This window comes from Sphingobium sp. (assembly GCA_023266575.1).
Classification (GTDB): Bacteria; Pseudomonadota; Alphaproteobacteria; order Sphingomonadales; family Sphingomonadaceae; genus Sphingobium.
Window position 1 is genome coordinate 51,369 of the sequence record JAHFPV010000010.1, and the last position, 14,288, is coordinate 65,656.

Here is a 14,288-nt window from a genome sequence, read left to right on the forward strand (position 1 = left end):
GCCTCGACCATCAGCCCTTTATCGTTATCTCGATTTTTTCAACGGGAACCTGAAAGGCGACTGCCAGACCAGCTTTGGCTTGCTCAATGGTAAGCGGCTTTATGAAATCTGTACCGAAACTTGATCGAGTTTTGAAAGTCCTGTTAAAAGTTACTTTTTGTCGCTTCATATCGACGTCAGCGGTTTCCCACCCGGCTGATTGCCAGCCTTGATTCTGCGCATCTTTCCCATCGTATCGATTCGCCCACCATGGCCGATAGTCATATGCGCTTTGGGGCAATCCTCCTTCTACCACTGCGCTCACTTTCTCAAACGAAAGCGTTATGGATTCGTCGTCCTGTTCAGTAAGATAACGAGCCAAACCATCATACTTTGACATAGTACATCTCCATTAATATGTAGTATATGTATTATAACTTATATATAAAGTCAAGGATATTATGTGAACTCTGACTTGCTTGGCCACCCCGTCTATCGGGACATGCCGACCACCATTTTTGAACATATGTCGGCGCTGGCCCGTGAGACGGGTGCGATCAATCTGGGCCAGGGTTTCCCCGATGCGCCGGGACCAGCGGACATTTTGAACGTAGCGGCCGACGCGCTGCTCAGCCGATCCAACCAATATCCGCCGATGGCCGGCCTGCCGGAATTGCGCACTGCGGTGGCGAGCCATTATGCCGCGCATCAGGGGCTGGCGTTGACCGCGCAGGAGGTCATCGTGACATCCGGCGCGACCGAGGCGATTGCCGCGACCCTGCTGGCGCTGGTGCAGCCGGGCGACGAGGTGCTGCTGCTGGCCCCGCTCTACGACGCCTATCTGCCGCTGATCGAGCGGGCAGGCGGCGTGGCGAAGGTCGTGCGGCTGACCCCGCCGGAATGGCGGATTACGCCAGCAGCGCTGGAGGCGGCGGCGTCGCCACGCACCCGCTTCCTGCTGATGAACAACCCGGTCAATCCCACTGGCATCGTCCTGCGTGAGGGCGAACTGGCGCTGTTGGCGCGTTTCTGCGTCGATCGCGACCTGATCGCCATTTGTGACGAGGTTTGGGAGCATCTGACCTATGACGGGGTGCGCCATCATCCGCTGATGGCGCAACCGGGGATGCGTGAGCGGACGGTGAAGATCGGGTCGGCGGGCAAGATTTTCTCGCTCACCGGCTGGAAGGTCGGCTGGATGTGCGCCGCCCCGCCGATCGGGACTTTGCTGGCGCGGGCGCACCAGTTTCTGACCTTCACAACCCCGCCCAACCTGCAATGGGCGGTAGCCAAGGGGCTGGCCAAGCCGGTAGATTGGTTCGACGCGATGCGCGCGGACTATCAGGCGTCGCGCGACCGGCTGGTAGCGGGATTGACCGATGCAGGATTCGTCCTGCTGCCCAGCCAGGCGACATGGTTTGTCTGCGTCGATCTGCCTGCCAGCGGCATCGCCATGGATGACGTCGCCTTTTGTGAGCGCATCATTCATGAGGCCGGGGTGGCGGTGATCCCGATTTCCGCTTTCTATCCCGACGAACCCGTCACCCATCTGGTCCGGTTGTGCTTTTCCAAGGCGGACGAAGTGCTGGATGAAGCGGTAGCGCGGCTGGCCGCGTTTCGCCAACGGGCGGTTGCGGCGTCCGGCGAAGGGCGCTAAGTTCCCTGTTCGTTCCAGAAGGGGTGTTCATGGAAATCCTGCCGATCCTGTTGATTATCGTTGCGCTGTTGATAGGACTGGCGGTCGGCTGGCTGCTGCGCGGCAAGGCGCTTGGGCCTCTAGCGGCGGAAAAGGCGGAATTGGCGGGTCGGCTGGACCTGACGACCAGCCAGCGTAACGCCGCGATCAGCGAGCTGGCGGTGGAGAAGGAGCGGGTAGCACAGACGGCAGCGGCAGCGCAGCGGCTGGAGTTGGCGCAGGCGGCGCTGACCCAGCGGCTCGATGCGGTGCAGCGCGAACGCGAGGGCGCGCTGCGAGAACTGGCGGCGCTCCAGTCCGATACGCAGGCGCGCGCAGAGGCGTTTGAGGCGCAGATCGCGGCGCTCAAGGATGCCAAGGAACAATTGTCCGCCCAGTTCAGCGAGATTGGCGGCAAGCTGCTGGGGGAAGCGCAAAAGACCTTCCTAGACCGCGCCGACCAGCGTTTTGCCCAGGCGAACGAGAAGAGCGAGGCGCAGCTCAAGACCCTCTTGTCGCCGGTGGAAACGACGCTCAAACGCTATGAGGAAGGGTTGCAGCGGGTCGAGAAGGATCGGGTCGGCAGCTACGCCGAATTGCGCGAGGCGGTGAGCCAGGTCCAGCTGGGCCAAGGACAGGTGCGCGACGAGACCGCCAAGCTGGTCAACGCGCTGCGCGCCGCGCCCAAGACGCGGGGGCGCTGGGGTGAGCAGCAATTCAAGAATCTGATCGAGACGGCCGGGCTGTCGCCTTTCGTCGATTTCAGCGAGGAAGTGTCGGTCGCGGTCGAAGATGGCCGGCTCAGGCCCGACTTCATCATCCGCCTGCCCGGCGACCAGCAGATGGTGGTCGACGTCAAATGTTCGCTGGTCGCCTATCTCAACGCCGTCGATCAGGTCGATCCGGCGATCCGCGACGCCCATATGGCCGACCATGCCCGCGCGATGCGGACCCATGCCGACGCGCTAGGGCGCAAGGCTTATTGGGAGCAGTTCGACAAGGCGCCCGATTTCGTCATCATGTATGTGCCGGGCGATAATTTCGTCACCGCCGCGCTGGAAGCGGACATGGACCTGTGGGAACGGGCCGCCAAGAACCGGGTCATCATCTGCGGTCCCGCGACCTTCCTGCCGCTGGCGCGCACGCTAGCGGGGCATTGGCGACAGGCCAAGTTGCAGGATCAGGCGCGGCAGGTCGGGCAGTTGGGCAAGGAGCTGTATGAGCGGCTGGCGGCGGCGGCGGCATCACTCAAGAAGCTGGGCAACCGGCTGCACGGCGCGGTGGGCGATTATAACGCCTTCGTCGGCAGCTTTGAAAGCCGGGTGCTGGTGACCGGGCGCAAGCTGCGTGACCTGAATATCGAGACGGGCGGCAAGGAGCTGGAAGAGCTGGCACCGGTCGATGCGCTGGTGCGCGATCCGGCGTCTGCGGAGGCGTTGCGGGCATTGCCGGACGCGGTGGAGTGAATAAACATTGTTCCGTTCGTTTCGAGCGTAGTCGAGAAACGTCGCGCGCAGGTTTCTCGACTACGCTCAAAACGAACGGATGTTGTGTTAGCCGCCTCTCGTCGCCCCATTCGCCGCCCGCACTCCCGCCCGGTTACGGCGGGCGAGTTCGCGTTTCAGATCTTCCGGGCGCGGGGCGACGAGGAAGCCGAAGCTGACCGTGCCTTCCTTGGTTTCGACCACATGGTGCAGCCGGTGCGCCTGGACGATGCGCTTCATATAAGGGGAGCGGGCGACATAGCGGTTCTTCACCCGCTGGTGGACGATGATGTCGTGGAAGCCGAGATAAATCGCGCCATAGGCAGCAATCCCCGCGCCGCAGGCGGTGGCCAGATTGCCCCAGCCCCATTGCACGCCGCCCAGCAGAAGGATGATCGAGGGTAGGGCGAAGATCACGAAATAGAGGTCGTTCGCTTCCCAGTTGCCCTTGCGCGGGCGATGGTGGCTGGCGTGCAGAAACCAGCCCGGCCCGTGCATCACCCAGCGGTGCATGACATAGGCAAAGCCCTCCATCGCGGCGACGGTCGCGAGAAAGACAAGGGCAGGCAGCAGGATCGACATGGCAACCATATAGGCGGGCAGAGGCGACGGCGCGACCCGTAAAGCTACGGGGTGGCCGAAAGGTCGGGGGCGGGCGATGGCATGGGCGCGGCGTGGATCACGCGCTGGGGATAGGGGATGATGATGCCTTCATCCCTGAACAGGTGCCACAACCGGTTGAGGACGTCCGACTTGACGTTGCTGACGCCGCCCTCCGGGTCGCTGATCCACACCAAAATCTCATGATCCACGCGGCTGTCGCCAAAGCCGATCAGCCAGACATTGGGTTCGGGTTCGCGCAGCACGCGCTGGCAGTCGAGCGCGGCCTGCCGCATCAGGCTTTGCGCCAGCGTCAGGTCGCAATCATAGCCGACCCCTACAGGAATGCGAACGCGGACGTTGCGGTCGGAGTAGGACCAATTCTCCACCTCCTGCGTCATCAGATTCTCGTTGGGGATCAGATGTTCCTTGCCATCGCGGGTGATGACGCTCACGGCGCGGACGCCGATCTTGTTCACCCAGCCGAAACTGTCGCCCACCACGATGACGTCGCCCGGCTTGATCGATCGGTCCATCAACAGGATGATCCCGGCGATCAGATTGCCGAATGTCTTTTGCAGGCCAAAGCCGATGGCAAGGCCCAGCGCGCCGGAAAAGACTGCGAACGCCGTGAGGTCGATGCCGAGCAGATCGACACCGACAAAGAAGGCGGCGACAATGACCGCGATCGCCGCGAGCTTTTGCGCCAGCAGCTTCTGGGTCGGATCGAAGCCGTCGGTATGGTCGATGGACCGGCCGATCAGCCGGTTGGCGAGGCGGACGAGGGCGAAGAGGGCAACGCAGGTGGCGGCGATCGACAACAGGCCAAGCAGGGTGATGCGCCGTTTGCCAAGGCTAATGCCCACCGTGTCGAGCATCGCGCCGACCGGGGCGAGGCCACCGCTGGTGCCGGACACGATGCTGAGGAACAGCAGAAGCGCGAGGGGCAGTGCTGCCCAGCGCGGAATCGCCAGCGTCCGCAACGCATAGGCGGCGAGCAGCGCGACCGAGAGGCCAAGGCCGATGCCCAGGATGAGATGCCCGACCGAATCATGGGGCCAGAAGGCGGTGGCAATGCCGATCAGCAGCGCCGACAGGGCATAGCGCAGCATCGCCCGCAGCCTTTGGGTGAAGGCCGGTCCCATGACATGGGTGCGGGGATGCAGGCGCGGCGCGATGAAGCGGGCAAAACCGGCAGCGGCCAGATGGAGCAGCAGCGCAAGGGCGAGAGCGATCAGCGGATGGATGATGCCGCTGTCGTCAGGCACATGAGCCAACAACCAGTCGATGCCGGGCATCATCCCTAGCCCCCGTCGCGGACGGCGCGGAAGCGGGCGAGACCGGCGGCAAGATCGGCGATCAGGTCGGCGGGATCTTCCAGCCCGATATGGAGGCGGACGGCCGGACCCTGCGCCTGCCAGACGGTGGCGCTGCGGTAGCGGGCGGGATCGACGGGCAGGGCCAGGCTCTCAAAACCGCCCCAGCTATAGCCGATGCCGAAATGGTCCAGGCCGTCGATCAGGGCAGCGCGGGCGACGTCGTCTCCGCCGTTCAGGACAAAGCTGAACAGGCCGGTCGATCCGCTGAAATCGCGCTGCCAAAGGGTATGGCCGGGGCAATCGGGCAGAGCGGGGTGGAGGACGCGGGCGACCTCTGGCTGGTCCTTGAGCCAATGAGCGATGGCAAGCGCGCTGTCCTGATGCTGTTTCAGCCGCACGCCCAGGGTGCGCAGGCCGCGTGAGGCTAGCCAGGCGTCGTCGGGGCTGACCATCTGGCCCAGCAGATAGGCGGTCTGGCGGATTTTGCCGAACCAATGGTCGGTCGCGGTGACGCTGCCCATCATGACGTCGCTATGGCCGACAATATATTTGGTGCAGGCGAGGATGGAGATGTCGACGCCGTGGGACAGGGCCGGGAAATAGAGCGGGGTCGCCCAAGTGTTGTCCGCCAGGGTGACCACGCCATGCTGGCGGGCGAGGGCGGTGATGGCGGGAATGTCCTGCACCTCGAAGGTCAGGCTGCCGGGGCTTTCGAGAAAGAGGGCGCGGACCCGTTCATCGGCTAACCCGACACTGAGCTGGACAATGTCACAGGGATCGTAAAATATCGTTTCGATACCGTAACCATTCAGCATTTGCGTGCAGAAATTGCGGGTCGGGTCATAGGCGCTGTCGACCATCAGCAATTTGTCGCCGGGCTTCAGCACCGCCATCAGCGCGCAGGCGATCGCCGCGACGCCCGATGGGAATAGCATCGTCCCCGCCGCGGCCGGCTCCATTTCGGTGAGCGCGTCGGCCAGGCTCCAGGCGGTCGGCGTCCCCTTGCGCCCGTAGAAGAGCCGTTCATGCGTGCTGCTGCCCGCCGCGCGGCGCAGATGGGCGACATCATCGTAAAGGATGGTCGAGGCGCGCCAGACCGGCGGGCTGACGATCGCGCCGGGCTGGCCGGGCATCCCGGTCCATTCGGGCTTGCGCCCTGCCTGCGCCAATCTGGTCAGCGGCTTGCGCTTATCCCTATTGTGATCTGCGTCGCTCATGCCGGGCCGGTCGCCTTGGGCGTGGCGGGATCGAAACCCCATTCGGACCAACTGCCATCATACAGGGTGACGTCGCGCTGCCCCAGCAGTTCCAGGCCCGCCAGCAGGATCGCGGCGGTGACGCCGCTGCCGCAGGTGGTGATGACCGGGCGGTCGAGATCGATCCCGGCATCCGTGACCAGCTGGCGCAGATCGTCGCCCTTCTTCATGCTGTTGTCGGGGTTGAACAGAGCGGAGGAGGGCAGGTTGCGTGATCCGGGGATATGGCCCGACGCCATGCCGGGGCGCGGTTCGGCTTCCTCTCCGGTGAAGCGGCCAGCGCCGCGCGCGTCGAGGACTTGGGCTCGGTTGGTGGTGAGGTTGGCGATCAAATCGGCCTTGGTGCGGACCTGACCGGGCGCGCGGCGGGCGACGGCGTTGCCGGGCGTGGGGGTGACGGAGCCGCTTTGCGTCTCGCGGCCCTCCGCCACCCATTTGGGCAGGCCGCCGTCGAGGATCGCGGCGGAGACCCCAAGGCCATAGAGCCGCACCATCCACCAGCCGCGCGCCGCGCTGTGGATCGGGCTATTGTCATAGACGATGATGCGACTGTCGGTGTTGATCCCCAGCGCCTGCGCGCGCTGCGTCATCAGCGCGTCGGGCGGGATCATGCCGGGGGTCGGATCGTCTGGATCGTTGAGGCTGGGCAAATCCATATAGGCCGCGCCGGGGATATGGGCGGCCTCAAACTCGGCGCGCGGGTCGCGCGGGGTGCCGGGCAGGAACAGGCTGGCGTCCAGAATGCACAGGTCCGGCTTGCCCAGTTCAGCGGCCAGCCAGTCGGTCGAAACGAGAATGTCCATGCGATGCCCTCTGGCCTGATTTTCCTATCTGTAGAACGCGCAGGACAGGCAGGAAAGGGGGATCAGGACGGGACCAGTTCACCCGCGGCGCGGGTGGCGGCGCGCCGATATTGGCGCGGTCCCTGGTCGAGGCGGAAGGGGGCGAGTCGTTCGGCGGGCGGCTCCTGGTCCTGCCCCAATATGAAGGCACGGGCGGTGCGGCCATGGCCCAGCGGTTCGGCCTCCTCCGGTCCCCAGTGATAGCTGGCGTCGAAGGCCGCGAGCGGGATCAGCAGGCTGCGCTGGCCCATCTTCACCGGCACGATCTGGTCGGGCATCAGGCGCAGCTCGCCTGTCAGCCGCCTTGTTTCGCCGGGCATGATCGATACGGCGGCATGGAGCGGCAGGCCGCTTTGCTCGGCGAAAAAGCTCTGAAGCAAGGCCTGCTGCTGCGCCCCTGCATTGCCGATGATGCCGCGCACCAGCACATCCTGCGCCGGGGTTTCGCCGCGATTGTGGAGCAGCAGCGTATAGCCGACCGTCATGCCCATCAGCGAATAGCGTGCCTGGGTGAGGTCCAGCGCCATGTCGAGCCAGGGGCGGTCGGCTGCGTCGGGGATAGCGGTTTCGGGTGCGGGTTCAGGCGTCGGCGCAGACTGTGGGGCTGGCGCGGGTTTGGGCGCGGCTGGAACGGGGACCGGCGCGGGCGGCGCAATCTCACCTTCGGCCTCGTCATAGGCAGGTTGTTGACGACGGAGCAACAGGAGGGCTGCGACGATCGCCAGCAGCACGAGCGTACCCCCGATGATCCAGGGCCAGGGGGTGGCGTCGGTCGGCGCGGGCGAGAGTTGCGCTTCCTCTGGCGCAGAAGCGGCAGGGGTGGGGGCAGGCTCCGGTGCGGGCTGTGGTGCTGGCGCGGTGACCGGGCTGCTTTGATTGTCGGGGGCTGCGCGTTCCGCTTCCGCTGCCGGGCGTTGCGTGGGCTGTGCCGGGGCGGCGCGTGGCGTGGGCGCTGGCGCTGCGCGCTGCGCCGGGGCTTGTGGCGCAGGCTGGGCAGGCGCGGGTGTCGGTGTTGGCGTCACCGTCGGCGTGACGACCGGCGGAGGCGCGGTAGTCGTCGCAGGCGCACGGAACACGTCCAGTTCCGGGCCTTGCTGGCGGGGGTTGGCGGGCTGCGGCGCGGAGGCGGGCGGCAGAGTGAATACCGGTGCGGCCTCCTCCGCCTGCTGGGCATGAACGGGCAGCGCAAGCAGCAACGGCGCGGCGAACAGGAACGAACGATGATACCCCATGGGTCGAGCCAAGCCACAAGAGCGGCTGAACCGCAAGTGAACAATGAGAAGCCGATGACACCAGCCGTGCAATCGCGTAGGGGAGCGGCATGACCGACCCTGCCTTGACCCCGCTCCATCTGGGCCAGACCAGCGCCTTGCCCACCCGCCCGGAAGAGGCGGAGCTGGACTATGTCCCCAACCCCCGGCCCGGTCGCAACTATCTGGTCCGCTTTGCCGTACCGGAATTTACCTCGCTCTGCCCGGTGACCGGCCAGCCCGATTTTGCCCATCTGGTGATCGACTATGCGCCCGGCGACACGATCGTCGAATCCAAGTCGCTGAAACTGTTTCTGGGCTCGTTCCGCAACCACGCCGCCTTTCATGAAGATTGCACCGTGGGGATCGGCGAACGGCTGTTTACCGAGATGAAGCCGGTGTGGCTGCGTATCGGCGGCTATTGGTATCCGCGCGGGGGGATTCCCATCGATGTGTTCTGGCAATCGGGCGCGCCGCCGCAGGATTTGTGGCTGCCCGCTCAGGATGTGCCGGGCTATCGCGGGCGGGGGTAAAAACCCCTCCGTGTTAGGTGGCAACGCCAGCCTTCCTGTTTGACGAACGCACAACAGGGTTCGACCAGCGACATTGAGATACCATATCATTGCGTGACCGATGCAGCGAAACGGGCTATTTGGCGTTTCATCACGGTGCCGGTCCGATCGGACCCAAGCCTGCCTGACTTGTCGGAGTCTGAAACCCTATGTCGCTTGCCAAAATCCTGCCGCTGCTGATCGCAGCCGCGCCCATCGCCCTTGCCACGCCTGCGCTGGCGCAGTCCGGTCCTTCGGCTGGCCCCGCCGCCGGGATCACCACCCAATTGCCGCGCGGCGCGGTGCCGGGTCATTATGCGATTCAAGTGACGCCCGATGCGGCGAACCTCAAATTCACCGGCAAGGTGACGATCGATGTCATGGTCAGCACGGCAATGCCCGCTCTGGTGCTGAACGCCGCCGACCTGACCTTCGGCGATGTCATGCTGACCCCCGCCAAGGGCAAGGCGATCAAGGGCAGCGCCAAGGTGGATGCCGATGCACAGACGGTGACGCTGGATTTCGGCAAGCCGCTGGCGCCGGGCCAGTATAAGCTCGCTATCGCCTATGCAGGCGTCATCAACACACAGGCGAACGGGCTGTTTGCGCTCGACTACACCAATAATGAGGGGCAGGCGAAGCGCGCCCTGTTCACCCAGTTCGAGGCACCCGATGCCCGCCGTTTCGTGCCGAGCTGGGATGAGCCAAGCTACAAGGCGACGTTCGACCTGTCGGCTATCATCCCGACCGGCGAACTGGCGGTCGGCAACATGCCGGTAAAAACCATCAAGGATCTGGGCGGTGGCAAGACCCAGGTGACGTTTGGCACGTCCCCAAAAATGTCGTCCTACCTGCTCTTCTTTGGCCTGGGCGAACTGGAGCGCGCGACAAAGATGTCGGGCGCGACCGAAGTGGGCGTGATCACTGGCAAGGGCAATAGCGGCAAGGCGGCGCTGGCGCTAGATGCGTCGGCCAGCATCCTGCCCTATTTCAACGATTATTTCGGCACCCCCTATCCGCTGCCCAAGCTGGATAATGTCGCAGGGCCGGGCCAGAGCCAGTTTTTCAGCGCGATGGAAAATTGGGGCGCGATCTTCACCTTCGAGCGCGCGCTGCTGGTCGATCCGCGCTTCACCTCCGAAGCGACCAAGCGCCGCATCTACGAAACCGTCGCGCATGAAATGGCGCATCAATGGTTTGGCGATCTGGTCACCATGGCGTGGTGGGACGACCTGTGGCTGAACGAGGGCTTCGCCAGCTGGATGGCGACCAAGGTGACCGACAAGCTGCAACCCGACTGGGAAATGCTGCTGACCCGCGTGGACGGGCGCGAGGCGGCGATGAGCCTTGATTCGCTCGCCACTACCCATGCGGTGGTGCAGAAGATCACCACGGTCGATCAGGTCAATCAGGCGTTCGACGCGATTACCTATCAAAAGGGCGAAGCGGTCATCACCATGCTGGAGGGCTTTGCCGGCGAGGATGTGTGGAAGAACGGCATCCGCAGCTATATGAAGGCGCACGCCTATGGCAACACGGTGACCGACGATCTGTGGAAGGCGGTCGAGGGCGCGGGGGCCAAGGGGCTGGTGAGCATCGCCCATGATTTTACCAGCCAGCCGGGCATCCCATTGGTGACGGTCGAGAGCGCGCAATGTCAGGGCGGGCAGACGGTGCTGAGCCTGTCGCAAGGTGAATATAGCCGTGACGCCAAGGGCAAGACGCCGCTCAAATGGAATGTGCCGGTGATGGCGCAGACCATTGGTGGCGCGCCGCAGCGGCTGATCTTGCAGGGCAAGGGGCAGATGGTGCTGCCGGGTTGCGGCGCATACGTCGTCAATGCCGGGCAGACGGGCTATTATCGCTCGCTCTATCCCGCTGCCAATGTGCAGGCGCTGGCGAAGGATTTTACCAAGCTGGCGTCGATCGATCAGACCGGATTGCTGGCGGATAATTTTCAGCTGGGGCTGGGCGGCTATCAGCCGATCGGGCTGGCGCTGGACCTGATCGACGCGGTGCCGGTTTCGGCCAGCCCCGCCGTGCTGGCGGAGGTGCCGGGCTATCTCGACAGTGCCTATGCCATGCTGGAAAGCGACAAGGCGGCGCAGGGCCGGGTCGCGGCCTATACGTCGGCCAAGCTGACCCCGGCGCTGAGTGCGATCGGCTATGACGCGAAGGCTGGCGAGGGCGCGCAGGTGCCGGTGCTGCGCTCCGCGCTGATATCGACGCTGGGCGATATGGGCGACAAGGCGGTGGTGGCGGAGGCCAACCGGCGCTTTGCCGCGCTGGCAAGCAACCCCGCCGCGCTCGACGGGCCGCTGCGCAATGTGTGGCTGGCGATCATCGCGAAAAATGCCGATCAGGCGACCTGGGACAAGTTGCGGGTGATGGCCAAGGGCGCGAAGAGCGATCTGGAAAAGAGCAGCCTGTTCGCGCTGCTGGGCGCGGCGAAGGATGAGGGGCTGGGCGCCAAGGCGCTCGACCTGGCGCTGACCGACGAACCGGGCAAGACTACCAGCGCGGCGATCATCGCGCAGGTGGGGGCGGAGCATCCGATGCTGGCGGTCGATTATGTGCTGGCGCACCGCGCGCAATATGAAGCGCTGATCGACGTGTCGGCGCGGAGCCAAGCGCTGGCGCGGCTCGGCGGCGGGTCGGCGGACCCGGCGATGGCGACCAAGCTGGACGCCTATGCGACCCAATATCTGACGCCCGAATCGCGCAAGGTAGTCGATCGCTCGATCGCTGCGATCAAGACGCGGATCGAGACGCGGACGCGGCTCAAGGCGCCGCTGGCGGCCTGGTTTGCCGCAAAGAAATAAGCGGGAAGGGCGGTGGCGCGATCCACCGCCCTTTTTGTTTCAGAACAGGCGCCGTTCGCGGGCGGCGCGCGTAAGATCCTCGCGGAAGGCGGGGTGGGCGATGGCGATGAGCGCGCGGGCGCGATCGGCCAGGCCTTTGCCCTTCATGTCGGCAGCGCCAAATTCGGTGACGATGATATGGGTGTCGGTGCGCGGCGTCGTCACCGGGCCGTCGAGCCAGGGCACGATGCGCGACACGCTGCCTTTGGCGGCTGTGGAATGGCAGGCGATGATCGACCGGCCACCCTTTGAGGCATAAGCACCGCGCACGAAATCGAGCTGGCCACCGGTGCCGCTATATTGGCGACCGTTCATATACTCTGAATTACATGCACCGCTCAGGTCGACCTGAAGCGTGGCGTTGACCGACAACATCCGGTCATTCTGCGCGATGATGTGGGGGGCGTTTACATGCTCGACCGGATGCGCTTCGAGCGCGGGATTGTTGTGCAGAAAGTCGTAAAGCGGCTGGTCGCCCATGGCGAAGGTGAATACCGACTTGCCGGGATGCAGCGTCTTGGCGCTGTTATCGACGACCCCGGCCTGAATCAGGCTGACGAGGCCGGGTGAGAGCAGTTCGGTGTGGATGCCGAGGCGGCGGTGGCTCATCAGCGCGGCGCACACCGCATCGGGCACTGCGCCAATCCCCATTTGCAGGCAGGCACCATCCTCCACCATCGTGGCGATAATCGCGCCGATCGCTTCGTCCGTGGCATTGCGGGGGAGCGAGGGGATTTGCGGCAGCGGCGCATGATGTTCGACCAGGGCGGTCACGTCCGACACATGGACCAGGCAATCGCCATGGACATAGGGCATGGCCGGGTTGACCTCCACGATCAACTGCGCGCCGCTGCGCGCGACCGCCAGCGCATAGTCGGTGTCGGTGCCGAGGCTGAAATAGCCGTTGGCGTCCATTGGGGAGACGGTCGTGATCAGCGTATCGACGCCGATATGCTCGGTCAGGGCGCGGGGTATCTGATGGAAAGGCACCGGCAGCAGTTCGGTGAAGGGCGCGGTGCCGCCCGCGATCAGCGCGTCATTGGCGCGCTCCACACCGCCATGAAACAGGCTGACCCGGCGGATGCGGTCGCCAAGGTCCGGGGCGAGGATGGCGGCGGCGGACGCGGCTGGCGCAAGCATGGCATAGAGGGTGGCGTCGCGCAGCGCGCCGGCGCTGACCCGGTCGGCCAGCGATGCCGCCAGCGCAGGCGGGAAGCTGACGGCGAGGCCGGCGACGATCTTCGCGCCCTGCGGGATCAGCGCGACGGCCCGGTCCGCCGTCATTCTTTTTGCGGTATAGAGACTGTCGATGGTCATGGCTTCTCCCCGGCTCATTCGCGCCTTGTCGGCTGATGAGTCGGGGAGCGCAATCCATCATTAGCGGGATGCGGGTGCCACCTTCATTGCGGCAGGCCGAGCGCCTTCACGATATCGTCCCACGCGACCAGCTTGAAATTCTGCGCGGCTGCTGCGTTGTGGCCGTCCTGTGCGATGAACAGGCCGCCGGGGAATTGCGGGCCGAAATCGCCCAGCATCAGGTCGATGCCGTCGGTTTCTTCCGATCCGCCAATCGCGCCATCGACCACGCGGAAGCGACCGACATAGGCGTCGTCGGACAGGCGATAGGCGACATAGGCATTGTCGCCCTGGCTGGAGACGAGGACATAGCCGTCCTTTTCGCCTATCGGCGCGATGGCGACGCCTTCGGCATCCATGACCAGATTCTTGCCGTCCGCCGCCGCGATCTGGACCGGCGTGGTCGGGCCGGTCGCGCGGGCGTCGAAGCGCCAGAGGCCGACATCTTCCTCTGCGACATAGAGACGTGCCGTGCGGTCATCGACGGCGCAGCCTTCCGACTGGGTGCCAAGCTTTAAGGTGCGGACGATGCGGCCGGTGGGCGTCGCCCCGGACGTATCGAGCGCGACCTGATTGATCGTGCCGTCCTTCAGCACGATGAAGGCGTAAAGGCCCGCGGCGTCCGACCCTATGCAGATACCATAGGCTTCGCCCGCGCCGCCATCGACCTTGCCCAGCGCGGTCAGTTTCGCGGTGGCGGGGTCGAGTTGGAACAGCGCGATCTTCGCGCGGGTGACAGCGTTGCGATCGCTGGCGGCGACCAGGATGCCGCGCTGGCCGTTGATGCTCACCCCATCCTTCAGATCGACATTATTGACCCGGCCCGCGTCCAGAAAGTCGCGCACCTTGCCGTCCAGCCCATAGACATAGAGGCCCGCTTTCTTGTCGGTCCCCACGATCAGGCTGGCGGCCGGGTCAGCCGCGTTGCGCCAGATCGCCGGATCGTCCGCCGCATCGGCATTGGTGGTGCCGACCGGGGTGGTTTCGCCGCGCGCAGTTACGGAAACGGCAGGCGCGGCATTGGCGATGCGAACGGCGACAGGTACTTCAGTTTCGACAGTGGTACAGGCCGATAATGTAATAAAAGTGAAACAGAAAATCATCGAACTGTAATA

At 64.7% G+C, this 14,288-nt stretch carries 12 protein-coding genes; 4 read left to right on the forward strand and 8 right to left on the reverse strand.

The genetic code is table 11. The features are described 5' to 3' along the window. Positions 1 to 10 precede the first annotated feature (10 nt). A complete protein-coding gene (locus Q0D44_RS11190; RefSeq protein WP_294136605.1) occupies positions 11 to 379 on the reverse strand; it encodes a hypothetical protein in 369 nt (122 codons plus the stop codon). A gap of 63 nt (positions 380 to 442) precedes the next feature. Here Q0D44_RS11190 and Q0D44_RS11195 point away from each other — a divergent pair, with 63 nt between their 5' ends. Both Q0D44_RS11195 and rmuC read left to right on the forward strand, forming a co-directional pair. Then, the gene (locus Q0D44_RS11195) at positions 443 to 1,636 is read left to right on the forward strand and encodes an aminotransferase (protein WP_294136607.1); all 1,194 of its coding nucleotides are present in this window, start codon (positions 443 to 445) and stop codon (positions 1,634 to 1,636) included. 29 nt (positions 1,637 to 1,665) lie between these two features. Then, the gene (gene rmuC, locus Q0D44_RS11200) at positions 1,666 to 3,120 is read left to right on the forward strand and encodes a DNA recombination protein RmuC (RefSeq protein ID WP_294136609.1); all 1,455 of its coding nucleotides are present in this window, start codon (positions 1,666 to 1,668) and stop codon (positions 3,118 to 3,120) included. Between the two features lie 87 nt (positions 3,121 to 3,207). Here the strand turns inward: rmuC and Q0D44_RS11205 are convergent, their stop codons facing one another. The 5 genes from Q0D44_RS11205 to Q0D44_RS11225 form a co-directional block, all read right to left on the reverse strand. Further along, a complete protein-coding gene (locus Q0D44_RS11205; RefSeq protein WP_294136611.1) occupies positions 3,208 to 3,720 on the reverse strand; it encodes a sterol desaturase family protein in 513 nt (170 codons plus the stop codon). A gap of 44 nt (positions 3,721 to 3,764) precedes the next feature. After that, positions 3,765 to 5,039, reverse strand: a complete 1,275-nt coding sequence (locus Q0D44_RS11210) for a mechanosensitive ion channel domain-containing protein (protein ID WP_294136613.1) — start codon at positions 5,037 to 5,039, stop codon at positions 3,765 to 3,767. A 2-nt stretch (positions 5,040 to 5,041) separates the two neighbouring features. Next, a complete protein-coding gene (gene metC, locus Q0D44_RS11215) occupies positions 5,042 to 6,274 on the reverse strand; it encodes a cystathionine beta-lyase (protein WP_294136615.1) in 1,233 nt (410 codons plus the stop codon). Next, complete coding sequence (locus Q0D44_RS11220; RefSeq protein ID WP_294136617.1) at positions 6,271 to 7,116, reverse strand: sulfurtransferase; 846 nt, start codon at positions 7,114 to 7,116, stop codon at positions 6,271 to 6,273. Before Q0D44_RS11220 ends, metC begins: the two co-directional genes overlap by 4 nt. Positions 7,117 to 7,178: 62 nt before the next feature. Beyond that, positions 7,179 to 8,387 (reverse strand): hypothetical protein, encoded by a 1,209-nt coding sequence (locus Q0D44_RS11225; RefSeq protein WP_294136619.1) that lies wholly within the window; start codon positions 8,385 to 8,387, stop codon positions 7,179 to 7,181. 89 nt (positions 8,388 to 8,476) lie between these two features. Between Q0D44_RS11225 and queF the strand changes: the two genes are divergently transcribed. Next, a complete protein-coding gene (queF, locus tag Q0D44_RS11230) occupies positions 8,477 to 8,938 on the forward strand; it encodes a preQ(1) synthase (RefSeq protein ID WP_294136620.1) in 462 nt (153 codons plus the stop codon). A 188-nt stretch (positions 8,939 to 9,126) separates the two neighbouring features. Continuing rightward, complete coding sequence (locus Q0D44_RS11235; protein ID WP_294136622.1) at positions 9,127 to 11,778, forward strand: M1 family metallopeptidase; 2,652 nt, start codon at positions 9,127 to 9,129, stop codon at positions 11,776 to 11,778. 39 nt (positions 11,779 to 11,817) lie between these two features. Here Q0D44_RS11235 and Q0D44_RS11240 read toward each other — a convergent pair whose 3' ends face one another. Continuing rightward, positions 11,818 to 13,134, reverse strand: a complete 1,317-nt coding sequence (locus tag Q0D44_RS11240; protein WP_294136624.1) for an acetyl-CoA hydrolase/transferase C-terminal domain-containing protein — start codon at positions 13,132 to 13,134, stop codon at positions 11,818 to 11,820. An 83-nt stretch (positions 13,135 to 13,217) separates the two neighbouring features. Then, on the reverse strand, positions 13,218 to 14,276 hold the full coding sequence (locus Q0D44_RS11245; RefSeq protein ID WP_294136776.1) for a phytase: 1,059 nt from the start codon (positions 14,274 to 14,276) through the stop codon (positions 13,218 to 13,220). Positions 14,277 to 14,288 lie beyond the last annotated feature (12 nt).

Coding starts and splice junctions, on each gene's coding strand:
- rmuC (WP_294136609.1), top strand. CDS start 1,666: ATGGAAATCCTGCCGATCCTGTTGATTATCGTTGCGCTGTTGATAGGA.
- Q0D44_RS11205 (WP_294136611.1), bottom strand. CDS start 3,720: ATGTCGATCCTGCTGCCTGCCCTTGTCTTTCTCGCGACCGTCGCCGCG.
- metC (WP_294136615.1), bottom strand. CDS start 6,274: ATGAGCGACGCAGATCACAATAGGGATAAGCGCAAGCCGCTGACCAGA.
- Q0D44_RS11245 (WP_294136776.1), bottom strand. CDS start 14,276: ATGATTTTCTGTTTCACTTTTATTACATTATCGGCCTGTACCACTGTC.
- Q0D44_RS11235 (WP_294136622.1), top strand. CDS start 9,127: ATGTCGCTTGCCAAAATCCTGCCGCTGCTGATCGCAGCCGCGCCCATC.
- Q0D44_RS11190 (WP_294136605.1), bottom strand. CDS start 379: ATGTCAAAGTATGATGGTTTGGCTCGTTATCTTACTGAACAGGACGAC.
- Q0D44_RS11240 (WP_294136624.1), bottom strand. CDS start 13,134: ATGACCATCGACAGTCTCTATACCGCAAAAAGAATGACGGCGGACCGG.
- Q0D44_RS11220 (WP_294136617.1), bottom strand. CDS start 7,116: ATGGACATTCTCGTTTCGACCGACTGGCTGGCCGCTGAACTGGGCAAG.
- Q0D44_RS11225 (WP_294136619.1), bottom strand. CDS start 8,387: ATGGGGTATCATCGTTCGTTCCTGTTCGCCGCGCCGTTGCTGCTTGCG.
- Q0D44_RS11210 (WP_294136613.1), bottom strand. CDS start 5,039: ATGATGCCCGGCATCGACTGGTTGTTGGCTCATGTGCCTGACGACAGC.
- queF (WP_294136620.1), top strand. CDS start 8,477: ATGACCGACCCTGCCTTGACCCCGCTCCATCTGGGCCAGACCAGCGCC.